The 21764-nt window shown below is 60.2% G+C and carries 21 protein-coding genes and 1 pseudogene; 12 read left to right on the top strand and 10 right to left on the bottom strand.

Going from position 1 to position 21764, the window contains the following annotated elements; translation table 11 throughout:
• The 4 genes from NKI70_RS25500 to NKI70_RS34050 form a co-directional block, all read left to right on the top strand.
• Positions 1 to 451, top strand: a 451-nt coding sequence (locus NKI70_RS25500) for a TadE/TadG family type IV pilus assembly protein (protein ID WP_502898933.1), incomplete at its 5' end; no start/stop codon positions are given.
• A complete protein-coding gene (locus NKI70_RS25495) occupies positions 441 to 845 on the top strand; it encodes a TadE/TadG family type IV pilus assembly protein (RefSeq protein ID WP_352725131.1) in 405 nt (134 codons plus the stop codon). The genes NKI70_RS25500 and NKI70_RS25495, both read left to right, overlap by 11 nt.
• Before the next feature lie 1072 nt (positions 846 to 1917).
• Complete coding sequence (locus tag NKI70_RS25490) at positions 1918 to 2343, top strand: YidB family protein (protein ID WP_352725129.1); 426 nt, start codon at positions 1918 to 1920, stop codon at positions 2341 to 2343.
• Between the two features lie 221 nt (positions 2344 to 2564).
• Complete coding sequence (locus NKI70_RS34050) at positions 2565 to 3074, top strand: hypothetical protein (protein ID WP_502894716.1); 510 nt, start codon at positions 2565 to 2567, stop codon at positions 3072 to 3074.
• A gap of 37 nt (positions 3075 to 3111) precedes the next feature.
• Here NKI70_RS34050 and NKI70_RS25480 read toward each other — a convergent pair whose 3' ends face one another.
• The 3 genes from NKI70_RS25480 to eglC form a co-directional block, all read right to left on the bottom strand.
• Positions 3112 to 4422: an HlyD family type I secretion periplasmic adaptor subunit gene (locus NKI70_RS25480; protein ID WP_352725127.1), complete on the bottom strand. Its 1311-nt coding sequence runs from the start codon at positions 4420 to 4422 to the stop codon at positions 3112 to 3114.
• A complete protein-coding gene (locus NKI70_RS25475; protein WP_352694419.1) occupies positions 4422 to 6167 on the bottom strand; it encodes a type I secretion system permease/ATPase in 1746 nt (581 codons plus the stop codon). The genes NKI70_RS25480 and NKI70_RS25475 overlap by 1 nt, the downstream gene beginning before the upstream one ends.
• Positions 6168 to 6264: 97 nt before the next feature.
• Entirely contained in the window at positions 6265 to 7656 is a 1392-nt protein-coding gene (gene eglC, locus NKI70_RS25470; RefSeq protein WP_352725125.1) for an endo-1,3-1,4-beta-glycanase EglC, read from the bottom strand.
• A gap of 337 nt (positions 7657 to 7993) precedes the next feature.
• Between eglC and NKI70_RS25465 the strand changes: the two genes are divergently transcribed.
• The 3 genes from NKI70_RS25465 to NKI70_RS25455 all read left to right on the top strand — a co-directional run bounded on the left by NKI70_RS25465 (position 7994) and on the right by NKI70_RS25455 (position 11897).
• Complete coding sequence (locus tag NKI70_RS25465) at positions 7994 to 9103, top strand: sensor histidine kinase (RefSeq protein ID WP_352725123.1); 1110 nt, start codon at positions 7994 to 7996, stop codon at positions 9101 to 9103.
• A 419-nt stretch (positions 9104 to 9522) separates the two neighbouring features.
• Positions 9523 to 10632: an OmpA family protein gene (locus NKI70_RS25460; RefSeq protein WP_352725121.1), complete on the top strand. Its 1110-nt coding sequence runs from the start codon at positions 9523 to 9525 to the stop codon at positions 10630 to 10632.
• Positions 10633 to 10643: 11 nt separating this feature from the next.
• Positions 10644 to 11897: a caspase family protein gene (locus tag NKI70_RS25455; RefSeq protein WP_352725120.1), complete on the top strand. Its 1254-nt coding sequence runs from the start codon at positions 10644 to 10646 to the stop codon at positions 11895 to 11897.
• Positions 11898 to 11971: 74 nt separating this feature from the next.
• Here the strand turns inward: NKI70_RS25455 and NKI70_RS25450 are convergent, their stop codons facing one another.
• Positions 11972 to 12565: a DUF6931 family protein gene (locus NKI70_RS25450; RefSeq protein WP_031212167.1), complete on the bottom strand. Its 594-nt coding sequence runs from the start codon at positions 12563 to 12565 to the stop codon at positions 11972 to 11974.
• Positions 12566 to 12750: 185 nt separating this feature from the next.
• On the opposite strand from NKI70_RS25450, the gene NKI70_RS25445 reads away from it, so the two are divergent.
• Positions 12751 to 13287 carry an OmpA family protein gene (locus NKI70_RS25445; RefSeq protein WP_031212166.1) on the top strand — a complete coding sequence of 179 codons (537 nt, stop codon included), beginning with the start codon at positions 12751 to 12753 and terminating at the stop codon, positions 13285 to 13287.
• Between the two features lie 150 nt (positions 13288 to 13437).
• On the opposite strand, the gene NKI70_RS25440 is transcribed toward NKI70_RS25445, so the two are convergent.
• On the bottom strand, positions 13438 to 13788 hold the full coding sequence (locus NKI70_RS25440; RefSeq protein ID WP_352725143.1) for a peptidoglycan-binding domain-containing protein: 351 nt from the start codon (positions 13786 to 13788) through the stop codon (positions 13438 to 13440).
• On the opposite strand from NKI70_RS25440, the gene NKI70_RS25435 reads away from it, so the two are divergent.
• The 4 genes from NKI70_RS25435 (at position 13672) to NKI70_RS25420 (ending at position 14998) form a co-directional block, all read left to right on the top strand.
• Complete coding sequence (locus tag NKI70_RS25435) at positions 13672 to 13962, top strand: hypothetical protein (RefSeq protein WP_352725147.1); 291 nt, start codon at positions 13672 to 13674, stop codon at positions 13960 to 13962. The two genes, NKI70_RS25440 and NKI70_RS25435, sit on opposite strands and share 117 nt — an antisense overlap.
• A gap of 106 nt (positions 13963 to 14068) precedes the next feature.
• Positions 14069 to 14302 (top strand): hypothetical protein, encoded by a 234-nt coding sequence (locus NKI70_RS34045; RefSeq protein ID WP_502896724.1) that lies wholly within the window; start codon positions 14069 to 14071, stop codon positions 14300 to 14302.
• A gap of 34 nt (positions 14303 to 14336) precedes the next feature.
• Positions 14337 to 14564, top strand: coding sequence for a hypothetical protein (locus NKI70_RS25425; protein ID WP_023678612.1), 228 nt, complete (start codon positions 14337 to 14339; stop codon positions 14562 to 14564).
• Positions 14561 to 14998: a TA system VapC family ribonuclease toxin gene (locus NKI70_RS25420; protein ID WP_352725118.1), complete on the top strand. Its 438-nt coding sequence runs from the start codon at positions 14561 to 14563 to the stop codon at positions 14996 to 14998. The genes NKI70_RS25425 and NKI70_RS25420 overlap by 4 nt, the downstream gene beginning before the upstream one ends.
• Positions 14999 to 15039: 41 nt before the next feature.
• Here NKI70_RS25420 and NKI70_RS25415 read toward each other — a convergent pair.
• The 5 genes and pseudogenes from NKI70_RS25415 to NKI70_RS25395 form a co-directional block, all read right to left on the bottom strand.
• Positions 15040 to 15219: pseudogene (locus tag NKI70_RS25415) on the bottom strand (HU family DNA-binding protein); the annotation flags it as partial.
• A 213-nt stretch (positions 15220 to 15432) separates the two neighbouring features.
• Positions 15433 to 17766, bottom strand: a complete 2334-nt coding sequence (locus NKI70_RS25410; RefSeq protein ID WP_352725116.1) for a M23 family metallopeptidase — start codon at positions 17764 to 17766, stop codon at positions 15433 to 15435.
• A complete protein-coding gene (locus NKI70_RS25405; protein WP_352725114.1) occupies positions 17763 to 18173 on the bottom strand; it encodes a DUF1036 domain-containing protein in 411 nt (136 codons plus the stop codon). Before NKI70_RS25405 ends, NKI70_RS25410 begins: the two co-directional genes overlap by 4 nt.
• A gap of 108 nt (positions 18174 to 18281) precedes the next feature.
• Positions 18282 to 20951 (bottom strand): serine/threonine-protein kinase, encoded by a 2670-nt coding sequence (locus NKI70_RS25400; RefSeq protein WP_352725112.1) that lies wholly within the window; start codon positions 20949 to 20951, stop codon positions 18282 to 18284.
• Positions 20952 to 20956: 5 nt separating this feature from the next.
• Positions 20957 to 21730 carry a PP2C family protein-serine/threonine phosphatase gene (locus NKI70_RS25395; protein ID WP_352725110.1) on the bottom strand — a complete coding sequence of 258 codons (774 nt, stop codon included), beginning with the start codon at positions 21728 to 21730 and terminating at the stop codon, positions 20957 to 20959.
• Positions 21731 to 21764: the final 34 nt, after the last annotated feature.

The raw sequence follows: 21764 nt of genomic DNA, 5'->3' as shown, positions 1-21764 counted from the left end.
AGTAGTTTTCGTGGATCGGCTACAAGTCCGGATGTTCCGGAGTGATTCGGGTGTTGCCGCGGTAGAGTTTGCGCTGGTTCTGCCCATCCTTTGCCTGGTACTTCTTGGCATCATCGACGGCTGGTCTTTTGTCTCGAGCGCATTGTCGATGCGTGCAGGCGTCAAAACCGCGGCGAACCTCGTGATGCAAGGAGCAGTCGAGGATACGACCATCCAAGCTGTCGCTCTTTCGAGCTGGGAAAACCATCCTGATGGCGCGCAGGTGGCAGTGAGCCGGAAATACATGTGCGGGAACATCGTGGCCGATCCATCGGTCCTGTGCGACACTTTGAAAGCCCCCTCGGTCTTCCTCGTAATACAGGCGACGGCCACCTGGTCCCCGCCCTTCAGTTTCGGCGCGTTTTCCCTCTCGCGCGAGCTCAGCCACAAACAGGTGATACGTGTTCGCTAAAGGGAGAGCCTTCATACGTGAGGCATCAGGCGGAGCCGCACTGGAGTTCGCGCTGATCGCGCCTATTCTGATAATGCTTTTGATCGGCATCTTCGCATTCGGCTGGGCTCTGAATGCCATGTCAAGTGTTCGCTATACTTTGGAAACGTCCTCACGAGCGCTGCAAATGAAGAATTCGCTGACCGAAGCCGAGATAAAAGCGATAGCCACGGCAAAATTGCTGAGTTTGGGATTAACCGATGTCGACGTAACGATAGCAATCGACGCCCCCAGCGGCGGCTTTCGCATGGCACATCTGACCGCCCAATATGCGTTCGTAATCGAGTTCCCGTATTTCGACCGGTATCCGATTAATTATGCGACAACCGTCACGGTTCCGTTGATTGGAACATAAGCCCCACTCTAGTCGGACGCCGCGGCCCGCCACCCCGGACGTTCCTCTGCCAACCACCTTTGAGCCTCTCACAGGTTGGTGCCAGAGCGGCTGTAAGACCGGCCTTGCGAAGGTTCACTTCCAGATCGAGCGCGATCATTGGCTCATCCTCAGCGACAAGGACCAGCGGCTTTTTCATATTCAGCAGCAGTGCACGTTTGTTGAACAATTCCGAGCCCGATGAGCCGAGTTAGCCTTTGCGCGCTGGCAGCTCAAGGAACAAGCCGCTTTGCCATCATTGGGTTCCAAAGGGCCGAACATAAACTTGGCAGGCTTTCAACATGGGAAAAGACATGTCCGCCCGCGAGCGACTGAAGGAGGGCAGGCCCAAGTCTTAGCCGATGAAACCGGCATTACGCAGGCGCAGGCGCGCGAGCAGATCGATGATCGGCACCGACCATGCATCATTGCTGCGCGAGGCCTGAATGCTGAAGAGCCGCGCGAGCCGGAAGTGAGCGGGCGTCGTAGAAATTACGAAGGAGCGAGCGCGTACCGATCAGTCCCAACATCGAGAGCACATAGACCAGGAGCAACGGAACCACGGATGGTTGGCTGTCGAGGGCGGCGTCCTCCTGTTCCTCGCCAAGATTGTGATCTCACCTGGCTTTCGTGACCATTATCGTCCAGCCCATTTTGCCGTCGGTCTCTCTCGAAATCCTTGTCGCCTATCTGCTCGGATCACACTCCAGGCAGGCGGCTCGGAAGCCAACCAGGACGATTGTGTCGCCATCGTTCTTGTCCATGGCGCCAACAGTGTTTTCTGCTTCACTTATGTTCCAAGTTTCTAATGCAAGATTTTGATAAGGGTGTCGCCCACAATCGGTGACGGAATATGGAAAGCCCGCGCCTCCGGAGCGAGGACGCGAGCTGCGATCTGACTCTGCGGAGGCACGGATGCTGAAGTCTAGCCAGAAGCGAGCCGAGAAGCCGCAATCGCCCGGCTAAAACCGAGCCGAATATCGGCCCAGCAGCACAACCGTGGAACCTTTCAAAGCCGCATGCCTTCTCCCTTGCTCATAGAAGGAGATGCGAAATGAGCCTTGATATAGGAAAGGTCGCCATAGCGTTGCTGGGCCTGCTTGCCTACAAGAATAGAGACAAGATTGGCGAGTTGATCGCTGGTAGGAAATCGACAGATCCCAACACTAGCGCTGGCTCCCCTGGCGGCCTCGGCGACATCCTGGACCGTCTCAGAAATGCGGGTGCGGGCGATCAGGTAGATTCTTGGGTGGGAAAAGGATCCAACCGGCCCGTTCAGCGCGACCAGGTTGAGAAAGCAATTGACCCGCAAACGTTGAGCGATTTGGCTGAGCAAACCGGATTGTCTAATGAAGAACTTCTCGACCGGCTCACGAGGGAACTGCCCGACGCGGTAGACAAGCTTACGCCCGACGGCCAGATGCCCGCGGGCAACGGTCCAAATCTCTTGGACGAGGTACCAGGAGCAGCTCGTACTTAGCGCCACTGCGACAAAGCAGGCTGAAAATGAAAGCCCGTATCCCCCAGGGGACGCCGGCTTCGGGAACCGACCTGGCAGCAATCGTGTGAGGGGAAGTTGGACCTTCACCGCGAGGCGGTGTTCCAAGGTCGATCACAAAAAGTCCCGCCGCACATGCCAGGACGGCGGGACCGATCGAGCGCCTTTGCACCAGGCGGGGGGATGCGGGTTGGGCTTGCCCGGTGCGCGCGGACCGTTCGGGAACCTTAGGCGTATCACCGGCAATGCGTCCACCAACCGACGGTTGGAGCGACAAGGAAGAAGATGTCGATAGCCGTTCGTCATCATCCAGCGGGGCGCGCAAGATCGGCCCGACTTGGCGCGTCGGCGGGCGCAGTGGACCGGGCCGCCCCATGCTCACAGACGGGCCGATCAATGGCTTCCGGCTCTATGTCGAGAAGGTGCTCTTGCCGACCCTCAAGCCGGGCGACATCGTCCTCATCGACAAGGCCGTCCGGCACGCCGTCAGCAACGCCGGCGCCAAGCTCTTCTTCCTGCCGAAATACTCGCCAGACCTGATCCGATCGAGATGCTCCTCGCCAAACCAAACACCTGCTGAGAACGGCCGCCAGACGCAACACCGACGCCGTCTGCGAGCATCGGGAAAATCCACGACACTCTCACATCAAAGGAATGCGCCAACTCCTTCACCGAGGCCGAGTATGCCGCAACCTAAAATCGTCACGCTCTAAGCACGGCATGGGTTATGGCCGAGTCCGTCACGCGAACTCAATCCTCCCTGAACGCCCGTTGGATTTGATCTGCCAGAGGTTTTACGAGGTAAGACAGCATTGTGCGGCTGCCGGTCGAGAAGAACACCTCGACAGGCATACCGGGCGACAAGGTCAGGCCCTTCAGCCTTGTAAGCTTTGTGCGCGGCAGGCTGACACGCACAGTATAGAAGCTCGCGCCGTTTCGCTCATCGATGCTGAGATCGGGGGAGATCTCACTGACGAGACCATTCAGCTCTGGCGTTATCCGCTGGTTGAAGGCCGAAAGTCGCAACGTTGCGCTCTGCCTTGGCATCAGCTGATCGATGTCTTGCGGTGCCACACGCGCCTCGACGGTCAGATCGTCTGTCACAGGGACAATCTGCATGATGAGCTCTCCCGCGGATATGACGCCGCCGACCGTATGCACGCCAAGCTCATGGACGACGCCAGTTTGCGGGCTGCGTATATCGATACGCTTGAGCTGATCTTCGGCCGAGACCTTTTGCTCGACCAACTCGGCGAGCTTTGCCTGGACGTCACGGAGCTCGGTTGCCACCTCGCTGCGCAAATCCTGGCCGATCTGAATGATCTGCAAGCGGATTTCGGATGTATGGCCCTTCGATTGCGCGATTGCCGCAGTCAGCTTCCCATGTTCGCCTTCAAGCCGGACTGCGTCACGCTCAAGCGTCGTTATGCGATCGATTGAAACCAGCTTGCGTTCCCAGAGCTTGCGCATGCCGTCGAGCTCAAGCCCGATCAATTTGATTTCCTGGCTTTTAGCATCCCTTTGCTCGCTCAAGCCGGCGACTTCTTCGGCGAGCTGAGCAATGCGCTCTCTCAACTGAGCCTTCTGGCCAGCGCGTGCCTGGCGACGAAATTCGAACAAGGACTGCTCGCCGGCCATCGCACGCCGGATCTCAGGATCGTCCTGCCGCGACGTCAGCGAAGACGGGAAGGCGATGGTGTCAGTGCCATCGCGCTCGGCTTCGAGGCGGCCCAGACGGGCCTCGAATTCATCCAGGCCCTTGGTGACGATGGCTAAATCGGCGCGGGTCACGGTTCCATCGAGACGGATCAAAACCTGGCCCGCCTTCACGGCATCGCCTTCTCGCACGAGGATCTGACCGACCACGCCACCCGTTGGATGCTGCACCTTTTTAACGCTGGAATCGACAACCAGCCTTCCCGAAGCAATGACGGCTCCGGAAAGCTCCGTGACCGCGGCCAGGCTTCCTGCCCCACCAACCAGGAGCATGCAGACCGCGACACCGCCGAACAGATAGCGTCGGATGGTCCGGTCGATCGCGGATGCCGCGTGTTGGGTCATCAGTGTGTCGCCTCCTCAGGGCCGGAGACGACCTTCAGGGGAACGCCGCCCGAACGGGTTACCTTGCTCAAGACCTCATTCTTGGGGCCAAACGCCTGGACACGGCCGTTGGCCATCACGAGTACCTGATCCAGGCTTCCTAGGGCGCTCGGCCGATGGGCGACGACGACAGCAATGCCGCCTCGCGCCCGCACGCCCTCAATTGCAGCCGCCAGCGCGGCCTCCCCTTCGGGATCGAGGTTGGAATTGGGCTCGTCCAAGATAACCAGGAACGGATCGCCATAAAGGGCCCGTGCGAGCGCAACCCGCTGTCGCTGGCCCGCCGAAAGCGCCGATCCGGCCTCGCCGATCCGCGTTTCGTAGCCTTCCGGCAGATGGACGACAAGGTCATGAACGCCGGCCGCGCGCGCAGCCGCCAGTATCTTGTCCGAAGAGGCTTGAGGTTCGAAGCGTGCGATGTTCTCGGCAATGGTGCCATCGAACAGTTGCACATCCTGCGGCAGATAGCCGACATGGTTGCCCAGCTCTTGCGGCGACCACTGGTCGAGCGTTGCTCCGTCCAGCCTGACGGTCCCGCGGGCTGGAAGCCATATCCCGGCTATTGCTCGGACAAGCGATGATTTTCCAGACGCGCTCGGTCCGACGATGCCAAGGCCGGCACCCGTTTCTAGCGCGAACCCGACATCCTGCACAACCACACGACGCTCGCCGGGTGGCGTGACGCAGATGCTTTCTACCGCAAGAGAAGATACAGGTGCAGACAGCGAGACACTCGTGGCAGTTTCAGGAAGCAGGGCCAAAAGCTGGCTCAGCCGGGTCCATGCCTGGCGAGCACTGACGAAACCCTTCCAGTGGGCGATAGCCAGTTCGACCGGTGCGAGCGCCCGGCTCATCATAATCGAACTGGCGATCATAATACCGGCTGTCGCTTCTTGATGAATGACCAGATAGGCGCCGATCGCCAGTATACCCGACTGCAGCATCATGCGCAGGATCTTCGAGATCGTGCCGAGCGTCCCAGCCAGATCGCTGGCTCTTGCGTTCGTGTTGAGAAAGTCGGCGTTGACGCTTGACCAGCGCTCGGCCATGCGCGCGCCAAAGCCCATCGCCTGCAGAGCCTCTGCATTGCGACGCGTCGCCTCCGCAAGCGTATTGCGCGCGGCCGCCTGGCTGTTTGCCCTCTTCGCAGGCTCCCTGGTGCGAACTTCGGCAAGCACAGTCAGGCTAGAGAGAATGACGGCGCCTGCCAGCGCCGTCATGCCGATCCAGAGATGGAACAGGAAGCATATTGCCAGATACAGCGGCATCCAGGGCAGGTCGAAAAGCGCAGTCGGACCAGTGCTCGACAGAAACGAACGCACCTGGTCAAGATCCCGCAACGACTGAAGGCCGTCGCCTGGGAGCTTGGTGCGCAAGGGCAAACGCATAAGGGCGGTATAGACTTGCCCGCTCAATCGCGCATCCAAAGCCATCCCGATGCGCACAAGCAACCGCGACCGGATAAGCTCAAGAACGCCTTGGAAAATGAACAGCATGCCGGCAAATATGGCAAGCCCGACAAGCGTCGGCACACTGCGGCCGGGTACGACCCGATCATAGACCTGCAGCATGAAGAACGAGCCGGTCAGCGCCAGAACATTGACGACGCCGCTCATCAGGGCAATTCCAGCGAACGCGCGGCGGAAAGAAGCCAAAACCGCAGCGAGGGTTGTTCGTGGCGGCTCGGACGAATGGGAATGCGACATCGCCTTCACATCGGTTCCAGTTCGGTCGCCGGCGCAAGGATCGTGCCCGCAATCAGGCTCGGTGTCTCCATACCGCAGCCACCGTCAGGTGTTGCGCCTAGATATGCCAATCGTTCAGCGCGTACGCGTGGATGTAGTCGATCTGCATTTCCGCAGGTGTCGCAAGCCCGTCGGCGGGCGCTCCCGCCAGGCCACCAACCGCGAGATCGACCAGCATATACATGGGGTCGTGCATATCGGAAGGCGTTGCGGCACGAGCAACTTCGACGTCGTCGAAATACCAGACGAGTTCGTCTTCTGTCCAAAGCACTCCGTAATTGTGGAACCCTTCGGTATCGGCGGCATAGGCCGTCGAGGACACTGTCGTATGAGTTCCCGTCTCGTTGGAGTGGCTTGTCAGAATGAGCTTGTTTGGATCCTGACCGAGCATTTCCACGACGTCCAGTTCCGGTGGCCAGGAGCCGTCAGCCGGGAGAAGCCAGAAGGCCGGCCATACACCTTGCTTTTCGGGCATGTCAGCCCGAATTTCGAAATAGCCGTAGGTTTGTGCGAAGGACTCATAGGTCGTCAGCAAACCTGACGTGTATTTGTAATCGTTTATGTAGGGCTGGATTGCCGCGGGAGCCTGGGCGGCGGTAATCGTGAGAACACCGTCCTGAACACTGAACGGGTTGACCGAACGCGTCGGGGCGTAGTTGGTGTCGATATACCATTGAAGCTCCTTGTTGCTCGTGAGCGAGCTGCCGTTCGCGGCACCCCACCAGAAGTTCGAGTCCCAGGTGCCGCTCGAGCCATTCCACAGGTTGAGCGTGTTGAACTCGTCCGAGAAGGTGAGTTCCAGATGCGACCTGTCCAGGGCCAGATCGAACTGGCCTGGGGTGAACTGGTCGACGGTCTTGTTGGCGAAAACGAGAAATTCGTCATTGGACAGATTAAGTCGGACGTTCGCTCCCGACTGAACCATGTTGGCGTGCACGTGCTCGAAGGAGGTGAAGCCGTAACTCCCGACACGCACGGTATCATCGACGCCAAAATCGAGGATCAGGTCACTGCCATTGCCGGGGGTCACGACGAAAATGTCCGCCCCGGATCCGCCCTTGAGAACGTCATCGCCCTGCAAGCCGTCGAGCGTCTGTTGGCCGGAGCCGCCGGCAACGATGTTGTTTAGCTCGTTTCCGAAAGCATAGTGTTTGTCGCCGGTGACCGTCAGGTTTTCGAAATTCGCTGGGAGCTTGTAGCTCATCCAGGTCGATATGGTGTCGACACCCTCGTTGGGCAGCTCGACCGCTTTGTTTTTGGAGGAATACAGATAATAGATGTCATCGCCCTTGCCGCCGTACATCGTCACGGTGACGCTACCGTCGGCGTACATTGAGTCGTTGTAGATGCTGCCATAAAGTGTCGGGCCGGAATTCGTCGCCGAATACCACTTTACGGAGGATCCGCTGTAGGGGAGTGGAACACCCTTGGCGTTCAGTACGTTGGCCATTTTGGTCCTTTCTCCTCTTGCTCGCCTCGATATCGGGCCTAACACCTATTGAGAGCAAAAGGAGCCATTACCATTTAGCCTTCGAGTTTGGAGGGTTACCAAAAGCTTAATATTCAGCGGAGCCACTTGCCGCGGGGGCCGCCTCACCCCTTCAAGGGCACAAGGCGTGGCACCCGGCGCCTGCCGCTCTCCTTCGGCCGGTCGCAATCTTAGACGTATGGCCGTTGCGCACGACGCAAGCTTGTTGTCAGGTGCATGACGCGGTGCGTCAAATGCAGCTTTGGCGATGGCGGGCGCGCTGCATTGTTGATATTCTCCGCACGGAACAGGCGCGCAAATGACACCGGATTCAGAAAAGGCCGAGGCGGTCGAGCAGTTGCTTGATACACCTGAGCTTGCAACGGCACTGGAAAGCGAACAGTTCAAAAAATTCCTTGACCAGGTGCCGATCGCCATTGCCGTTGCGAACCTGGCCGCTGAGGAGCGCGTAGTCTACGCCAACCCGGAATTCGAGAAACTGTCAGGCCTGACGGCCGCTATGCTCACACGAGGAAACTGGGCAGCCCTTTTGGGCAAAGGCCTCCACGAGCAGAAGGACCGGCCACTTGCCGAGGCCGTGGTCGAGGAAACCGATTTTGTCGGCACCTACAGGCTGGAACGCAACGAAGATAAGCCGACGATCGTGGACGTTTATTCCAACGTGATCGAGGACGACAACGGCAAGATGTGCTTCCGGCTGGTGGCGCTGGTCGACGTATCGGCCCATGGCGAGGCGGGAGATGAGCGCTCGGTGGAGGAGCTTGTCAGCGAGAAAGACACACTGCTGCGCGAACTGCAGCACCGGGTGAAGAACAACCTACAGATGATCACCGCACTGATCCGGCTGGAAAGCCGCAACGCGACCGAGGCCGACCGGAGACGGTTTGAGCGGCTTGCCGGTCGCGTCGACGCTTTGGCGATCCTCTACCAGACGCTAACGGCCGACGAGCCGAAAGAGGAGGTCGATCTTGGTGTGTATCTCAGCCAGATTGCGTCCGCGGTGATGAGCTCGCATGCAGTCGAGGGGATCCGGCTGGATATGAAGGTGGATACATATCCGGTGTCAATAAACGTCGCCATGCCGGCGGGGCTGGTCGTCAACGAATTGCTGACCAATTCACTAAAGCATGCCTTCCGGGGGCGCGACGGCGGCACGATAACGCTGCACAGCATCGTCGATGGCGACGGCTGCCGGGTTATAGTGGCGGACGACGGAATCGGCCTGCCGGAAGGCGAGGTGTGGCCCAAGCCAGGCAAGCTCGGAGCGCTGATCGCGCGATCGCTGACCGAGAACGCCAAGGCGCAGTTAGCTGTCGAGTCCAGCCCCAACAAAGGGACGAAGGTGACCATCGTTTTCAAACGGTCGGCGGCAGCAGCTGAAAGACTGCTGTCGAACATAAAGGGCTAGCGGCTGGCTCATGTCGCGGCTTTGAGCAGGTGCCTGCAAATAGGCCCGGACGCGCTTCGCGGCCTGCTTCGTATGGTCGAAATCTTCAATCGAAGAGCCGCCAGCTGCATTCCGCGGGAGAAGCAGGATGGAGTAAGCCGGGCGTTTCCCTCGCTTGGCTGGTCCAGCGTGACCGGCTTCAAGACAGCGGCAGGTAGCGCAGCGAATATTCTCCACTCAGCTCCATTGTTCGCCAACAAGACTGCTTGTTCCCGCAACACCATTTTGCCGGAGTTCCGCAGCCCGGGACCTGAGCGGAATTTACACCATTGCGGTCGATTGGCCGATGCTCGCCAAGCCTTGACAATTGTTCTATGCTCTCCTTGGCACGGCATGGTGGTGATTGCGACACGGAAGGCTGTTGTCCTGGTGGGGGTTCAATGTTCGAAGTCGTCGGAGACTGGCGGAAAACGGGCTCGAGAAGCTGGTTAGCCCTAAACACCCTTGGCTTGTTCGTCGCGCTATCGGTGCTGTTATTGCCTGGGCTGGAAAGCGCGAATGCACAGACGAATTGGACACTCGACCCGACGGCCTCCGTGCTCACCTACCAGTCGGTCAAGAAGAACACGATCGTCGAAACCAACAAGATCAGGAACATAGCCGGCACTCTTTCGTCGACGGGTGAGGCCAAGATCACCTTCGACCTCAACTCTGTCGACACGGGTGTCGACCTTCGCAATGTCCGCATGCGGTTCCTTTTCTTTGAGACATTCAAGTATCCGTCCGCCGAACTGACCGCAAAAGTTGACCCTGGGGCATTTGCCGACCTGGCGACCAAGCGAAGGGTCAAGGCAGTGCTGCCATTCCGCCTCAACCTGCACGGGGTCGACAAGGATTTCGAGGCCAATATCGTCGTGACCATGATCAGCGACAGCATGGTCTCCGTCGCTTCGGAGACGCCTGTTGCCGTACATGTCGAGGATTTCGGACTGCTGCCGAATGTCGACAAGCTACAGCAGGCCGCCAATGTGACCAACATTGTCCCGACCGCTTCCGTGTCTTTCGATTTCGTTTTCAACGCCGGCGGCAGCAAGCCCGCGGCCGTGCAGACGATCGCTGCAAGTACTGCCGACGTCGGGCCCGTCGCCACCGATGCCGCGAAAGCGAATTTCAGTGATGAGGAGTGCCTCAACCGGTTCGCGGTGCTCTCCCGCACTGGGGCCATCTACTTTCGGTCGGCGAGCGCGCGGCTCGACAACCAAAGCCGTCCGCTGCTGGCAGAGGTGGTTGGCGTGGTCGGCAAGTGCCCCCGCCTGAAGGTAGAGGTTTCCGGCCACACCGATTCCGATGGTTCGCCTGTAACCAACAAGCTGCTGTCGGAGCGCAGGGCCCAGGCCGTTGCCGATGCCATTGTTGCCGCGGGTATTGCACGAACGCAGATCACGGCAACCGGGTATGGCGAGGAGCGGCCCGTTGCGACCAACGATACGCCGAAGAACAAGGCGCTCAACCGGCGGATCGAGTTTTCCGCCACCAAGCTCGTCAACTGAGGAAGGACCTCTTGTTCCGGTGGGGCTTCGATCTGATTGCCTGTTTTGGCAGTGCCCTGCGCGCGATCGGGCTGGTGACACTCTCGCTATTATGGACATTGACGGCGGCCAATGCGGAACGCCGTGTTGCTCTAGTCCTTGGCAACTCCCAGTACCAGCATGCGCCGGCGCTGACCAACCCGGTCCGCGACGCGCAGGGTGTTGCCGATCGCCTTGCGAAGTTGGACTTTGAAGTCGTCTCCGGTTTCGATCTGACCAAATTGCAGACCCAGACGACGATTGCGCAGTTCGCAAAGCAGGTTCGCGGCGCCGACATTGCCCTTTTCTTTTACGCCGGCCACGGTTTGCAGGTTTCAGGCAGCAACTACCTGCTTCCGGTCGATGCCGCATTGGAAGACGAGACCTCGCTTGATTTCGAGGCGGTGCCTGTCGAGTTCGTTTTGCGGCAAATGTCGCGCGAGACCAGTATAAGACTGATTTTCCTCGATGCCTGTCGCGACAATCCCCTGGCCGAAGTGTTGGCAAAGGCCGCCGGCGTCAAGGGAGCGAGAAGCGGGCTTGCCGAAATCCCGATCGAGAATGGCGGTGCGGGTACGCTGGTCGCCTTTTCCACCAGTCCCAATCAGGTCGCCTATGACGGATCGAGCGAACATTCGCCGTTCACGTCCGCGTTGCTTGCCCATATCGGGGCTTCGAACATCTCCATCACCGACGCGATGAACATGGTCACCGCCGATGTTTTCAAAGCAACCGCCGGCAAGCAGCGCCCGTGGATCAATGTCTCGCTGACCACCGAGGTCGTTTTGCACACAGTCGATCTCAACGCGCCGCTGATCGTCGGCGACGCGACGGCTCCGCAACAAGCGGAAGACGGCTCGGATGGGCGCAACGCCGCCGCAAATCCGTCTGGCGCTGACGATGCCCAGCTTGCGCTCAATGTGCTGCGTCAGAAAATCCCGAGACTGGCTTCGGACGAGCCGATCTTTTTCGACCAACCTGTCGATTTCGGAGATCCAGCAATCGACGGCAAGAGTATCGCCGAGCTGATCACAGGCAAACCACTCTTCACTCCCGTGGAAGGGCTCGACAAGGCGGTGTGGGAGGGCAAGCACTGCAACGGCTGTCATGAGTGGAGTGAGGATCGGCTATGCGAACAGGCGAAAAATTTCGCCGCCAACGATGTCTCCGTTCTACGCCTGCAACATCCGCTTGGGACACGCTTCAAGGTGGCGCTGGCCAAATGGGCGCAAGGCGGCTGCAAGTGAGATCTGCGCCCTTCGCTTCGAAAACCCCTGGTCAATCAAGACCATGGAGCTGCCTCTATTGGAATGGTTCGGGTCTAATACGCATCAGCCGATTGGCGCTGCGCCTCGATCTCGGCCAACTGCAGGCCCATTTCAACAAAGGCGGAGAGAACGGCAAAGCGGTCCGCCAGTGCGACGCGCGCCAGCCCTGCTAGAACACCGGCATTGACTGCATGGGCGGCAGGATGTCGCTGCAAGGCCGTTGGCGCGGCTGCGCCGACGACAGATCCGGCAACGCCAAAACCATTGTCACGCCATTCGGCAGCCAAGGCAATCCAGGCGCCCGGCGTTGCCGGCGGGGTTGCCGCAGCCTCGCTTACTGCGGCGCGGTGGCGGGGACTGTCCGGTTCGCTGACCCAGTCGCGAACAAGCGCGAGCAGCTCTTGATCTGTCTTATCGAGCAGCTCGCTCAGATGCCCCAAGCATTCATGGGCCCACCAGACCGCAGCCCGATCAGGAAGCAGGTAGGCACAAAACGTGATCGCCTCTTCGGGAATGGGCCCGGCGAGGAGATCGCGGCAAAACTCGATCGAACGCTGCTCGGTTGGAAGGGCTCTCATGTCTCTGGCGACAGCGGGACAAGCCACAAAAAGATCCCGTGCCGTTTTGAATCGGAGCCCATTGGCCATGACGCCACGCCTTCATCGAGGACCAGTCGTACTCAAGCCCCCGGCGTGGCGCCGGTCAAGTCTCAACTCGTGGGGACGGGAGATCGGCCGACGCAGCCAGGCTCGGCGTTTATTGACAGACAAATGCGTGGGAATTTGGTATATTCACGCTTGGTAATATCGGATGCTCAACAGGAGTAACCGCTATGCGGTGGGCCAGTTCACCCTTGGTGTTGGCGGTCGTGGCTTTCTCGACCCATGTTTCCGCCGACCCTGTCCAGAAATCAGAAGACATCGTCAAGTTTTTTGCTGGCGCGGCCGACCTCGGCAAGTCTCGGGGGATTTGTGTCGGCACGGAGGAGCAGTGCAAGAGCAAGACCAAGGCAAAAGAGGGGCCGGCCGACAAATCCAGTCTCGACATGCTGATCAATTTCGGGCTGGATTCGGCCGAACTCGACGCGACCGCACGCGCTGAACTCGAGGAGTATGCCAAGGCCCTGAAGGACAGCCGGATCAGTACTTTCCACTTCGTCGTCGAAGGCTACACCGACGCTTCCGGTCCGGCGCACTACAATGAGCGGCTGTCGCAGCGACGAGCGCAATCGGTGACGTCCTTCCTCACGTCCAGTGGCATCGAGGCTGACCGCATCAACGCGATCGGGTTGGGCGAAGCGCATCCGCGTAGCCCCAATCCATACGACGCCGTCAACCGCCGCGTGGAAATGCGTATAAAGGCCGAGTAGCGTACGGATGCCGCCTGAAACTGTGCAGCAGTGCGTCAGGAACTGAGTGGCAAGCGCAGCGGCAGTCAGGCGAATAGGCTTGGAACGATCCCGGGCAGTTCTTGAGCACGCCGCCCACCACCACACCGGAGCCGAAGAGCAACGCCTTGGTCAGGAAGTCGTTATCCTGGGGCGGCGGAGGATCGTCCCGCCGCACCACGGTCTTGCGGAAGCGCCGTTTCTGAACGACCTGCTGTTGTTTGCGGGGTTCTGCGCCACCGGCCGCTGGGTGCGGACCTTCTGCGCAACCTGCTTTTTCGGCTGCGTCGTACGGGCTTGATCGGCAGTATATCCGGCACGCACGGCTTCCATCGTCGGATTTGTCCGAACCACGAGGAATGCAAGTTGCTCGCGCGGCAGATAGGTGGTCGGCGGAAGACCATTCTTGGCTTGCCAGATGCCGATCGCCCGGCGGGTCTGCGGACCTATGTTTCCGTCGATGCGGCCAAGTTCGTTGCCCAATCCCTCGATGCGCAGTTGCAGGTCGATGCGGCTTTCGCGGTCAAGACCGATCGCACTTTCTGTCAATTCGGTGCCCGCTGTTTGCTTACCTGGTCCGAAACGCCGACCGATGTGCGCACCGCAAAATCCGAGCTGGCATTCGCCTGGTCCTCATCGCGCGCCGCGACCTGTTAGTTTTGGGCTTTGGGCGTGTTCAACTTATCGATGCTCAGCCGCGCACAGCGGCGAAGCGACCGTTCGGAAACTGATCGATAATGAGCATGAACCCAACGATGGGGTGGTGCTGACCAATGCCCGAAATTCGAATATCGGCGGGCTGGCCGCCTTCGCGACGGGCATCGTGTCGTTTCTTTCGCCCTGCATGCTGCCGCTGGTGCCGGGCTATGTTTCGTATGTAGCCGGTCTCGCAAGGGATGCGGCGCCGGTCGGAAGCCCGCTTATCGGCGGCGGGATCGAGCCTCCATTTCGTGCGCGATTGTACCGCTTGAGTATCCGTCGTCGCTACTCTATATGATGCGTGATGATTGATGCGCACCGAGGAGCGCGATATGAGAACGACACTGGCGATCGATGACGACGTCCTGATCGCGGCCAAGGCCATGGCCCGGCAGCAGGACCGAAGCGTGGGCGAGATCATCACCGATCTCGCCCGGCGCTCGCTGCGCCGCCCGCAAGCCGGCGGCGAGCGCAACGGGATACCTCTGCTGTCGCCTCGGCCGGATGCACCTCCTGTCACGCTTGAGACGGTCAATGCCTTGCGTGACGAGTTGCTGTGACCTTCCTGCTCGACGTCAATGTGCTGATCGCGCTGATCGATCCTGGCCATGTCGCCCATGACGACGCGCATGGCTGGTTCGAAGTGACCGGTCATGCCGCATGGGCTACCTGCCCCATTACCGAAAACGGCGTCCTGCGCATCGTCGGAAACCAAAAATATCCTAATTCTCCCGGCTCGCCCGCAATCGTTGCGCAAATCGTTACCAAGTTGCGAGCCCTGCACGGGCACAGCTTCTGGTCCGACGATGTGAGCCTGGCTGGCTCCGGCGATATCGATGCGGCGAAAATCCTGACCTCGGCACAGGTCACCGATACCTATCTTCTTGCGCTCGCCAAGGCGCATGGCGGCCAACTTGCCAGCTTTGACCGCAAGCTGTCAGCGGCGGCGGTGAAGGCCGGGAAGACTACACTGCACCTGATCCCCACAAGGTAGACCGCGGGGCTCTTTCTGTCAGGGTACATACCGGCAAAGGATCAGCCGTTGGTGGCCTTAGCCGGGGTGAAGGACAGCTTCTTCGAGGCGGAGATCTTGATGGTCGCGCCCGTCGACGGGTTGCGGCCCTCGCGTTCAGGTGTTTGCTTCACCTTGAAATTGTCGAAACCGGGCAGGCTCGGCTCAGCACCGCCATCGGCCGCATCAGCGATCGCCTTGAATTCTCTCGCTGCCGGACGCTTCTACTCGAAAATAGCCGGCCATTCTTGCAGAACGTGACGAATACAACCGCCGTGGCGTCTTGGCCACGGTTCGATAGTGCGCAGACCAGAAAAACATCTGCTAACAAGGTCGAAGTACAGCACTCGTTGGACCGAAAACCGGTCGTCTGCGTGCACCCATGCGGTTACGATTTGCCGGGGCCATGCACAGGCTCAAAGCGCATTCTGAACAGAGCTCAGCATCGCCGTGATCACCTGTTTGTACTTTGCGAACTCGGGCGATGTCTGCCGGACCTCCGTGGTGGTCGTCGTCTGCTGGCCCGCGGTGGTTGTGGCTGGGCTCAGCTTGCGACCCATCTTTCTTTCGGCCCAGTCCGCGACATAGCTGGCGGTCTTGCCCGTCAGAAAGGGATTGGCCTGAATGACGGCTGACCCGAGCACGGCGCTCAATTGCGCCGAACCCGATGCCGACAGCACCTGATGCGCGCCCTCCATGCCGAGAAAGTGGCAGAGATAGAGCCGGCCGGCTGTGATCTGGTGGCCGCGCGCCCGAAGATAGGCTTCGCCTTCTCGCGCCAGATTGCGAACCATCTCGCGCGAGATCGTGGCGTCGTATCGTAGGGCGAGCAGGTCGGCAGTCGAGAGTGTGCGTGCAAGTTCGGGGCGGTAAGTGTTCATCATCCGGATCCAGGTCTTTGTGATGAATTGGCCGGCGCCGGTCGCTGAAGAATTTGGGTTCTTGGCACGGGCGCTGCCGCCACTTTCGACATGAACGATACGGTCGGTGAGCGTTTCCACGGCGGAAAGATCCGAAGCGACCGCGGTAACCGTGCCCAGTGGGTCGATCGCCGCGCCATTCTGATAGAGTTCGAAATGCAAATGCGGTCCGGTCGAAAGGCCGGTCGTGCCGATATAGCCAATGATGTCGCCAGCCTTCACCTTGGTGCCGACGCCGCCCTCGATTGCGAATTTCTGCATATGAGCGTAGCGCGTCTCGCGCCCGTTTCCGTGCGAAATCTTGACCAGATTGCCGTAGCCGCCCCCATCGCCCTGGAAGGTAATTTCGCCATCAAAGGCGGCTGCGATCGGCGTGCCGACCGGCGCCGCCCAATCGACGCCCTTGTGGATGCGAACGGTGCCTAGAATTGGATGCTTGCGCGGCCCGAAGGTCGAGGTCAAGACCCCGTTGACCGGTGTGACCATGCCGTTGGTGACCGTCAGCGAGCGGACCTGATCGTCGCCTGTCACGCATGCAAACTGGCCATCGCCCTGCTGAAAGACGAAACAGTCGAGACTTTTTGTCGTGCCCTGGACACCCACATATAGCACCCGCCCGGCGCCTTCGTCCTTGCCGCGCGGCGTCTGCGAATAGATCAGCACAAGACGCTGGTCCTCGCTTGCGAAAGCGTCCAGATCCTGTCCTCTCGACAGATACATGATCGCTTCGCCGATCACGCCGGTCGGAACGCTGTTGCGTGCCGCTGTCGAGTAAATCGCGTCGAGCAGACGATACTGCCTTTTGTGTGCGCCTTCTTCCGGCGCACCCGAGTAGTTGAACAAATCTTCGCGTACCCAGGGATCAGCCCCCGAGACGAACACGCCTGCGCCATCGCGCGTCAGCGTCCCGACAAAAACGTTCTTGGCGTAGATCGACACCTGCATGAGGGACATTGTTGTCGTCTCGCGGTTGGGTCGGTATCCACGCAGGGCGACGACATAACCCGGTTCCAGGCCGTCCCGGCTAAAGAGCGCCTTCAGGGCCTCGCCTGCCAGCCTGGCGTCCTCGGCGGAGAAATGCGCATCGAGCGCAACGCTGTCCAGACTGCGACTGTTGAGGATCTTCACGAAAGTGTCTTCGGTGGCCTCGAACCGCTGATATTCATTCGTGACAGTTGCGACGCTGGTGTTGTTTTCGATCTGGGTCTTGTGGAACGCCGGAAGAGCTGCATCGCCTGCATCGATTGTCTCACCCCAGCCGGCCTCCGGGTCGTCGGCTTCGGCCAGTTGATCGGCAGCAGGCGCGGGTTCATCCGGGGCAGGAAATGGCTGAAGATTGTTCTGCAGATCGCTGGAGGCTGCTGGAGCCGTCTTTCGTTGCGCCTGGAAGAATGCAAAATCCTCCTGCGTCGACGGTATGGTGGTCATGAATTTCACGCTGGCGCTAAGCATGACGTCGGACAAAATCTCGATCTGTGGCGAAACCCCTGCCGGGTCGAGTTCTGCCGGACGCGGAATCACGCGGCCTTTCGTTGATGCGCCGTTATCGGGTGCGAGCGTGATCCACATAGGGTCCCCCGCCAGGCCGATAATCGCAGGCACGTAGACAGATGCATCGGCCGGCACATCGTCGGCTCCTTCTACCGCGCGCAACTCCTCGTCTTCGTCGCCAAATGACCAATAGTCCGCGGTGAGGTAGAAGCCGACGGCGATCGAACACAGGAAAATCAAGGCGAAGCCGGCAAAAAGCCTGCGCCAAAGCGTGCGCCGGCGAAGGGCGGCGCGCGCCTGCTTTTTCGCCTTGAAGCTGGTGTCGATCGCGTGCGTCACGGAGTGCTTCCGGTCAGGAAAAACGTCCACCGCACCTGTTCAAGTGTGTCGACTTCAACAAATCGCGCCGCGATATGGCCGCGCTGCCAGCACTCGTCGATGCCGCGTATCGAGAACCGTCGACGCTCGATGCACATTTCGGTCGACCCGGTCAGGATCGCGTGGCCAAAAACGTCCGTGGCGTAGATGTAGATGTAGCGGTTCGTCAGTTCCTCGCGAATGACGTTCACGCACTGATTTGCGCCGATGGTCCACCAGCCATCGGTCTGGTCGGCATTGTCGATTGTCTGGCCGATAGCGAGGTTGACGACGTCGAGTGTCTGATTGCAGACCGTGAATTCGGCGCGCGCTTCATTGCATGAGAGCACGGCCAGGAGTGCCGCGCCCGAAACGACCGCAAGCCTCATGCGGCCTGTCAAGACAAGCAACGCTCGAAACCGATCGCGCTGCTTTACGGGCAGGCCGTCAGACGAGCGGGGCAAAGGCGAGCGGTGGCGTTCCATCGGGCGGCCATGTTAACCGCCGAGCCGGAAATATTTGGCACTGGCCGAGAACTGAGACCCGTTGGTCTCGATTTCTTCGAGAATTTTGGGCAACAGTTGCGAGGCCGGCATTGGCGTAGAGAACGCAGCCGCCTGAATGTCCTGGGGGCCGGTGATCACCATAATGATCTGCGGTACGGCCTTGCCTGCAGCCCTGTCGGCGGCGCCGAGGCCGATCGGGATGCTGAAGGTGGCCTTGTCCGACTGTACGACCATGCGATCGTCGAGGTTGAACATCATGCCTTTGTGGTCGATCAACAGCACGCTGGAAATGAGCCCGCCATGCGTCACCAGCGTGCCGCTGATCGGCGTGCCGTTCGGCACCGATGTTCGATCGAGAACCAGCTGCGGCTTGACGACTGCAGTCTGGCCCAGAAAGCGCAGGAAGTTGGTGACTTCGCACTGGGGCGGCTCGATGAGGCGCACGCTTATGTCCGGTTCAACGTGGAACTTTGCCTGGAAATCAGTCAACATTTGTTCGAATGGATGAACCGCCGTTCCAAATCCTTCGATGGCCGCCGTCTTGTCGGTTATCGACGTGACGGCCGCATAGAAACAGTCGCCGCCGCTGAAGTCGCGAACCCACGAGACCCGTTGCGCTACGTCGTCGATGACCGGAGGAACTTCCGGCTTGGGCACGTTCAAGGCGACCGTGGCCTGGTCTGGCTGTCTGGCGGCTTGCTGGTCGGCCTGCTGCCCCTTTGCGCTCATCGCATCCGCCTGGCCTGCAGCCGGCTCGGGAAAGGGCGCGGCCGATTTCGCCTCCGCCGGCTGGCTTGCCTGTCGTTCAGGCTTTTGGCTCACCGCGACATCGGGCTGAGGGGCTGGCGGCGTTAAAGCTTTTTCGGCTGGTGGAGCGATTGGAGCGATCTTGCTAAGCGGGGGAGGCGTCTTCGGGCTGCCGCCGGCCGCGATGTCGGGCTGAACTGCCGGCGACATTTTTTCGGCCGGCGGCTGTGTCGCGCTTGCTGACGATTTCGGTGTTTCCCTGGCTTGCAGAGGGATCTTGGTGGGCTCTTCCGGCTGCGGCTTTTGGCTCTCCGCGACGTCGGTGCGCGGCGCTGGCGGCGATGACGTTTTTTCGGCCGGTGTTGGGGCTGGAACGAGCTTGTCAGGCGGCGGAAGCGTTGTCGGGCTGGCGTTGGCCGCGGTATCGGGCTGAATTGCCGGCGATACGTTTTCGGCCGGCGGCAGCGCTGCGCTAGCTGATGGCTTCGGGGCTTCCCCGGTTTGTGGGAGCATCTTGGGCGACGCTGCCGACTGCTTTTGAGGCACAGCCGCCTCTGCCTGATTTTCAGTTGGCGAAGCGGTGGTCTGCGTTTGCGGCTGCGCGGGTGGAGCTACCTCTGGCGGCACATTGTCCGTCGCGACCGGCTTTGATGCCTCTGGTGCGGGCTCTGATGGTTCTGGGGCGGACAACGATGTCGTGCCTGCGCTCGGCGTGGTAGGCGTCATAAAACCGCTGACATAGAGGCCAGCAACCGCGCCGAGAGCCAGCGTCGCGAAGGCAGAAATCGCGATGGTTCGGGTCTTTGTGGATTTTCCAGGCCCGCCACGCGCGACCGCGCGTGCCGGGCTGGCGACTGCTGAAGCCCGCGGTTCGGACAGCAGCGCAGGCCGGACATGCGGGACGAAGCGCTGCCCACCGGAAGCTGCCGTCACAGGCGCGTTGCGCCCCAAATCATAGGAAGGCTGGGCCTTGGGCTCAGGCGCAAGGGTTTGCCCCGCTCGTGGCAAACCCGGCCGATCGCGGGTCGGGACGAACGTTGGTGGCGTTGTCCCTTCGTCCTCGTCACGCGTCATTCTGGCGATTTCCGCCATGCTCACTGGGCGGTCTCGCGGATCCGGCTGCAGCATGGCTTCAACAATGCCACGAAAATCGTCCTCGATGTCGGACAGGTCGGGCACGGTCCGGCGCTTTTCGATGATCTCGAATTGCGACCCGCTCATGTCGATCGGCTTCCCGCGCAGAGCGGCAACCAGCACCAGCCCCAGGCTGTAGATGTCGGATTGCTCGCTGACGTCGCCGCTGTACAGCCCCAGCTGTTCGGGCGAAACGTAGTTGTACTTTCCCGCGAATTTTCCGCCGATCAGGGTCTCCCCGCCGACGGTCGCCGATCGCGCAATACCGAAATCGATGATCTTGGCGTGGTCGACTCTACCCCCTGGCAAGATGATGTTATCGGGCGAGAGGTCGCGGTGAATTGCTCCCGCTTGATGCACGGCGCTCAGACCCGACGTGAGGCGATGGCAGAGCTTGCGTACCTCTTCAGTCGGCATCGGGCCACGTCGCATGATGTCGTACAGCGACTCGCCGTCGACAAATTCCATGGCAAGGTAGGGACGGCCGATGCCTGGATCGATGGTGAAGACGTGATATCGCACGACCGCATCATGCGACAGGTGATTGAGGATTGACGCTTCCTTGCGGAACAAGGACAAGATCGTCGGGTCGCGGGCAAATTCGGGCAGGACGATCTTGATCGCGACGTGGTCGCCAGTCTGGATGTTGTGGCCACGGTAGACCTCGCCCATGCCACCGAATGCGATCCGCTCGTCAAGTTCGTAGATGCCGCTGAGTTGCGTGCCGACCGCGGTATTGGCCAGTTGCGGCGATATTCGCGTCTTGTCGTCGGCGCTCATCAGCCTCAACCCTCCGCTCTGGACAGATCAGGGTAGGGGGGGTGTCCGTTGTGCCCGTTTGCGAACTTCACCAGCACAATGGTGACATTGTCTGTTCCGCCCCGCGCCAGCACCATTTGCAGCAGATTTTCGCAAGCCGCCTGAGGGGTCGCAGACACCACCACGGCCCCGATTTCGGCGTCGGTCAAATGCGCCGTCAGCCCATCTGTGCACAACACGAAGATGTCTCCCGGCATAATTTCGCCTTGCTGGAAATCGATGACGATTTCGTCGCTGACGCCGACCGCATGCGTGATGACATTGCGGCGCGGCCAGGTGAGCGCCTCGGCTGCGCTGATCATGCCGCGATCGAGAAGTTCCTGAACTTCGGTGTGGTCCCTCGAGATCTGCGAGATCGAGGCATTACGGACCAGATAAACCCGGCTGTCGCCCGCCCACAGGCAGGCAAATCGCCCATCCATCGCCAACAGGGCGGCAACGGTGGAGCCGATGGTTATGCCGCGAGATTCGGAGATCCTGCGGATGTCGGCGTTGGCGCGGCTCAGCCTGTCTTCGAAGCGCGCACGAAGATCCGGCGCGGAACTAGCAATGCCGATCGTGGCCAGATGATCGACAATGCTGGCTGAAGCGACCTCTCCGGCTTCATGTCCACCCATTCCGTCGGCCACCACCCACAGGCCGGTTCGTGGCTCGACTAGATAGTTGTCTTCATTGTGCTCACGGACACAGCCATTGTGGCTCACGCCGAAGCTTTCAAAGGAAAGGGCGACATCGCTCACCTTGCCACCAAGCGCTTCTCAAAGCGTCCTCTGC

This window comes from Mesorhizobium sp. M0500 (genome assembly GCF_040321165.1).
Taxonomy (GTDB): Bacteria; Pseudomonadota; Alphaproteobacteria; order Rhizobiales; family Rhizobiaceae; genus Mesorhizobium.
This window is presented reverse-complemented; position numbering and strand designations above follow the sequence as displayed.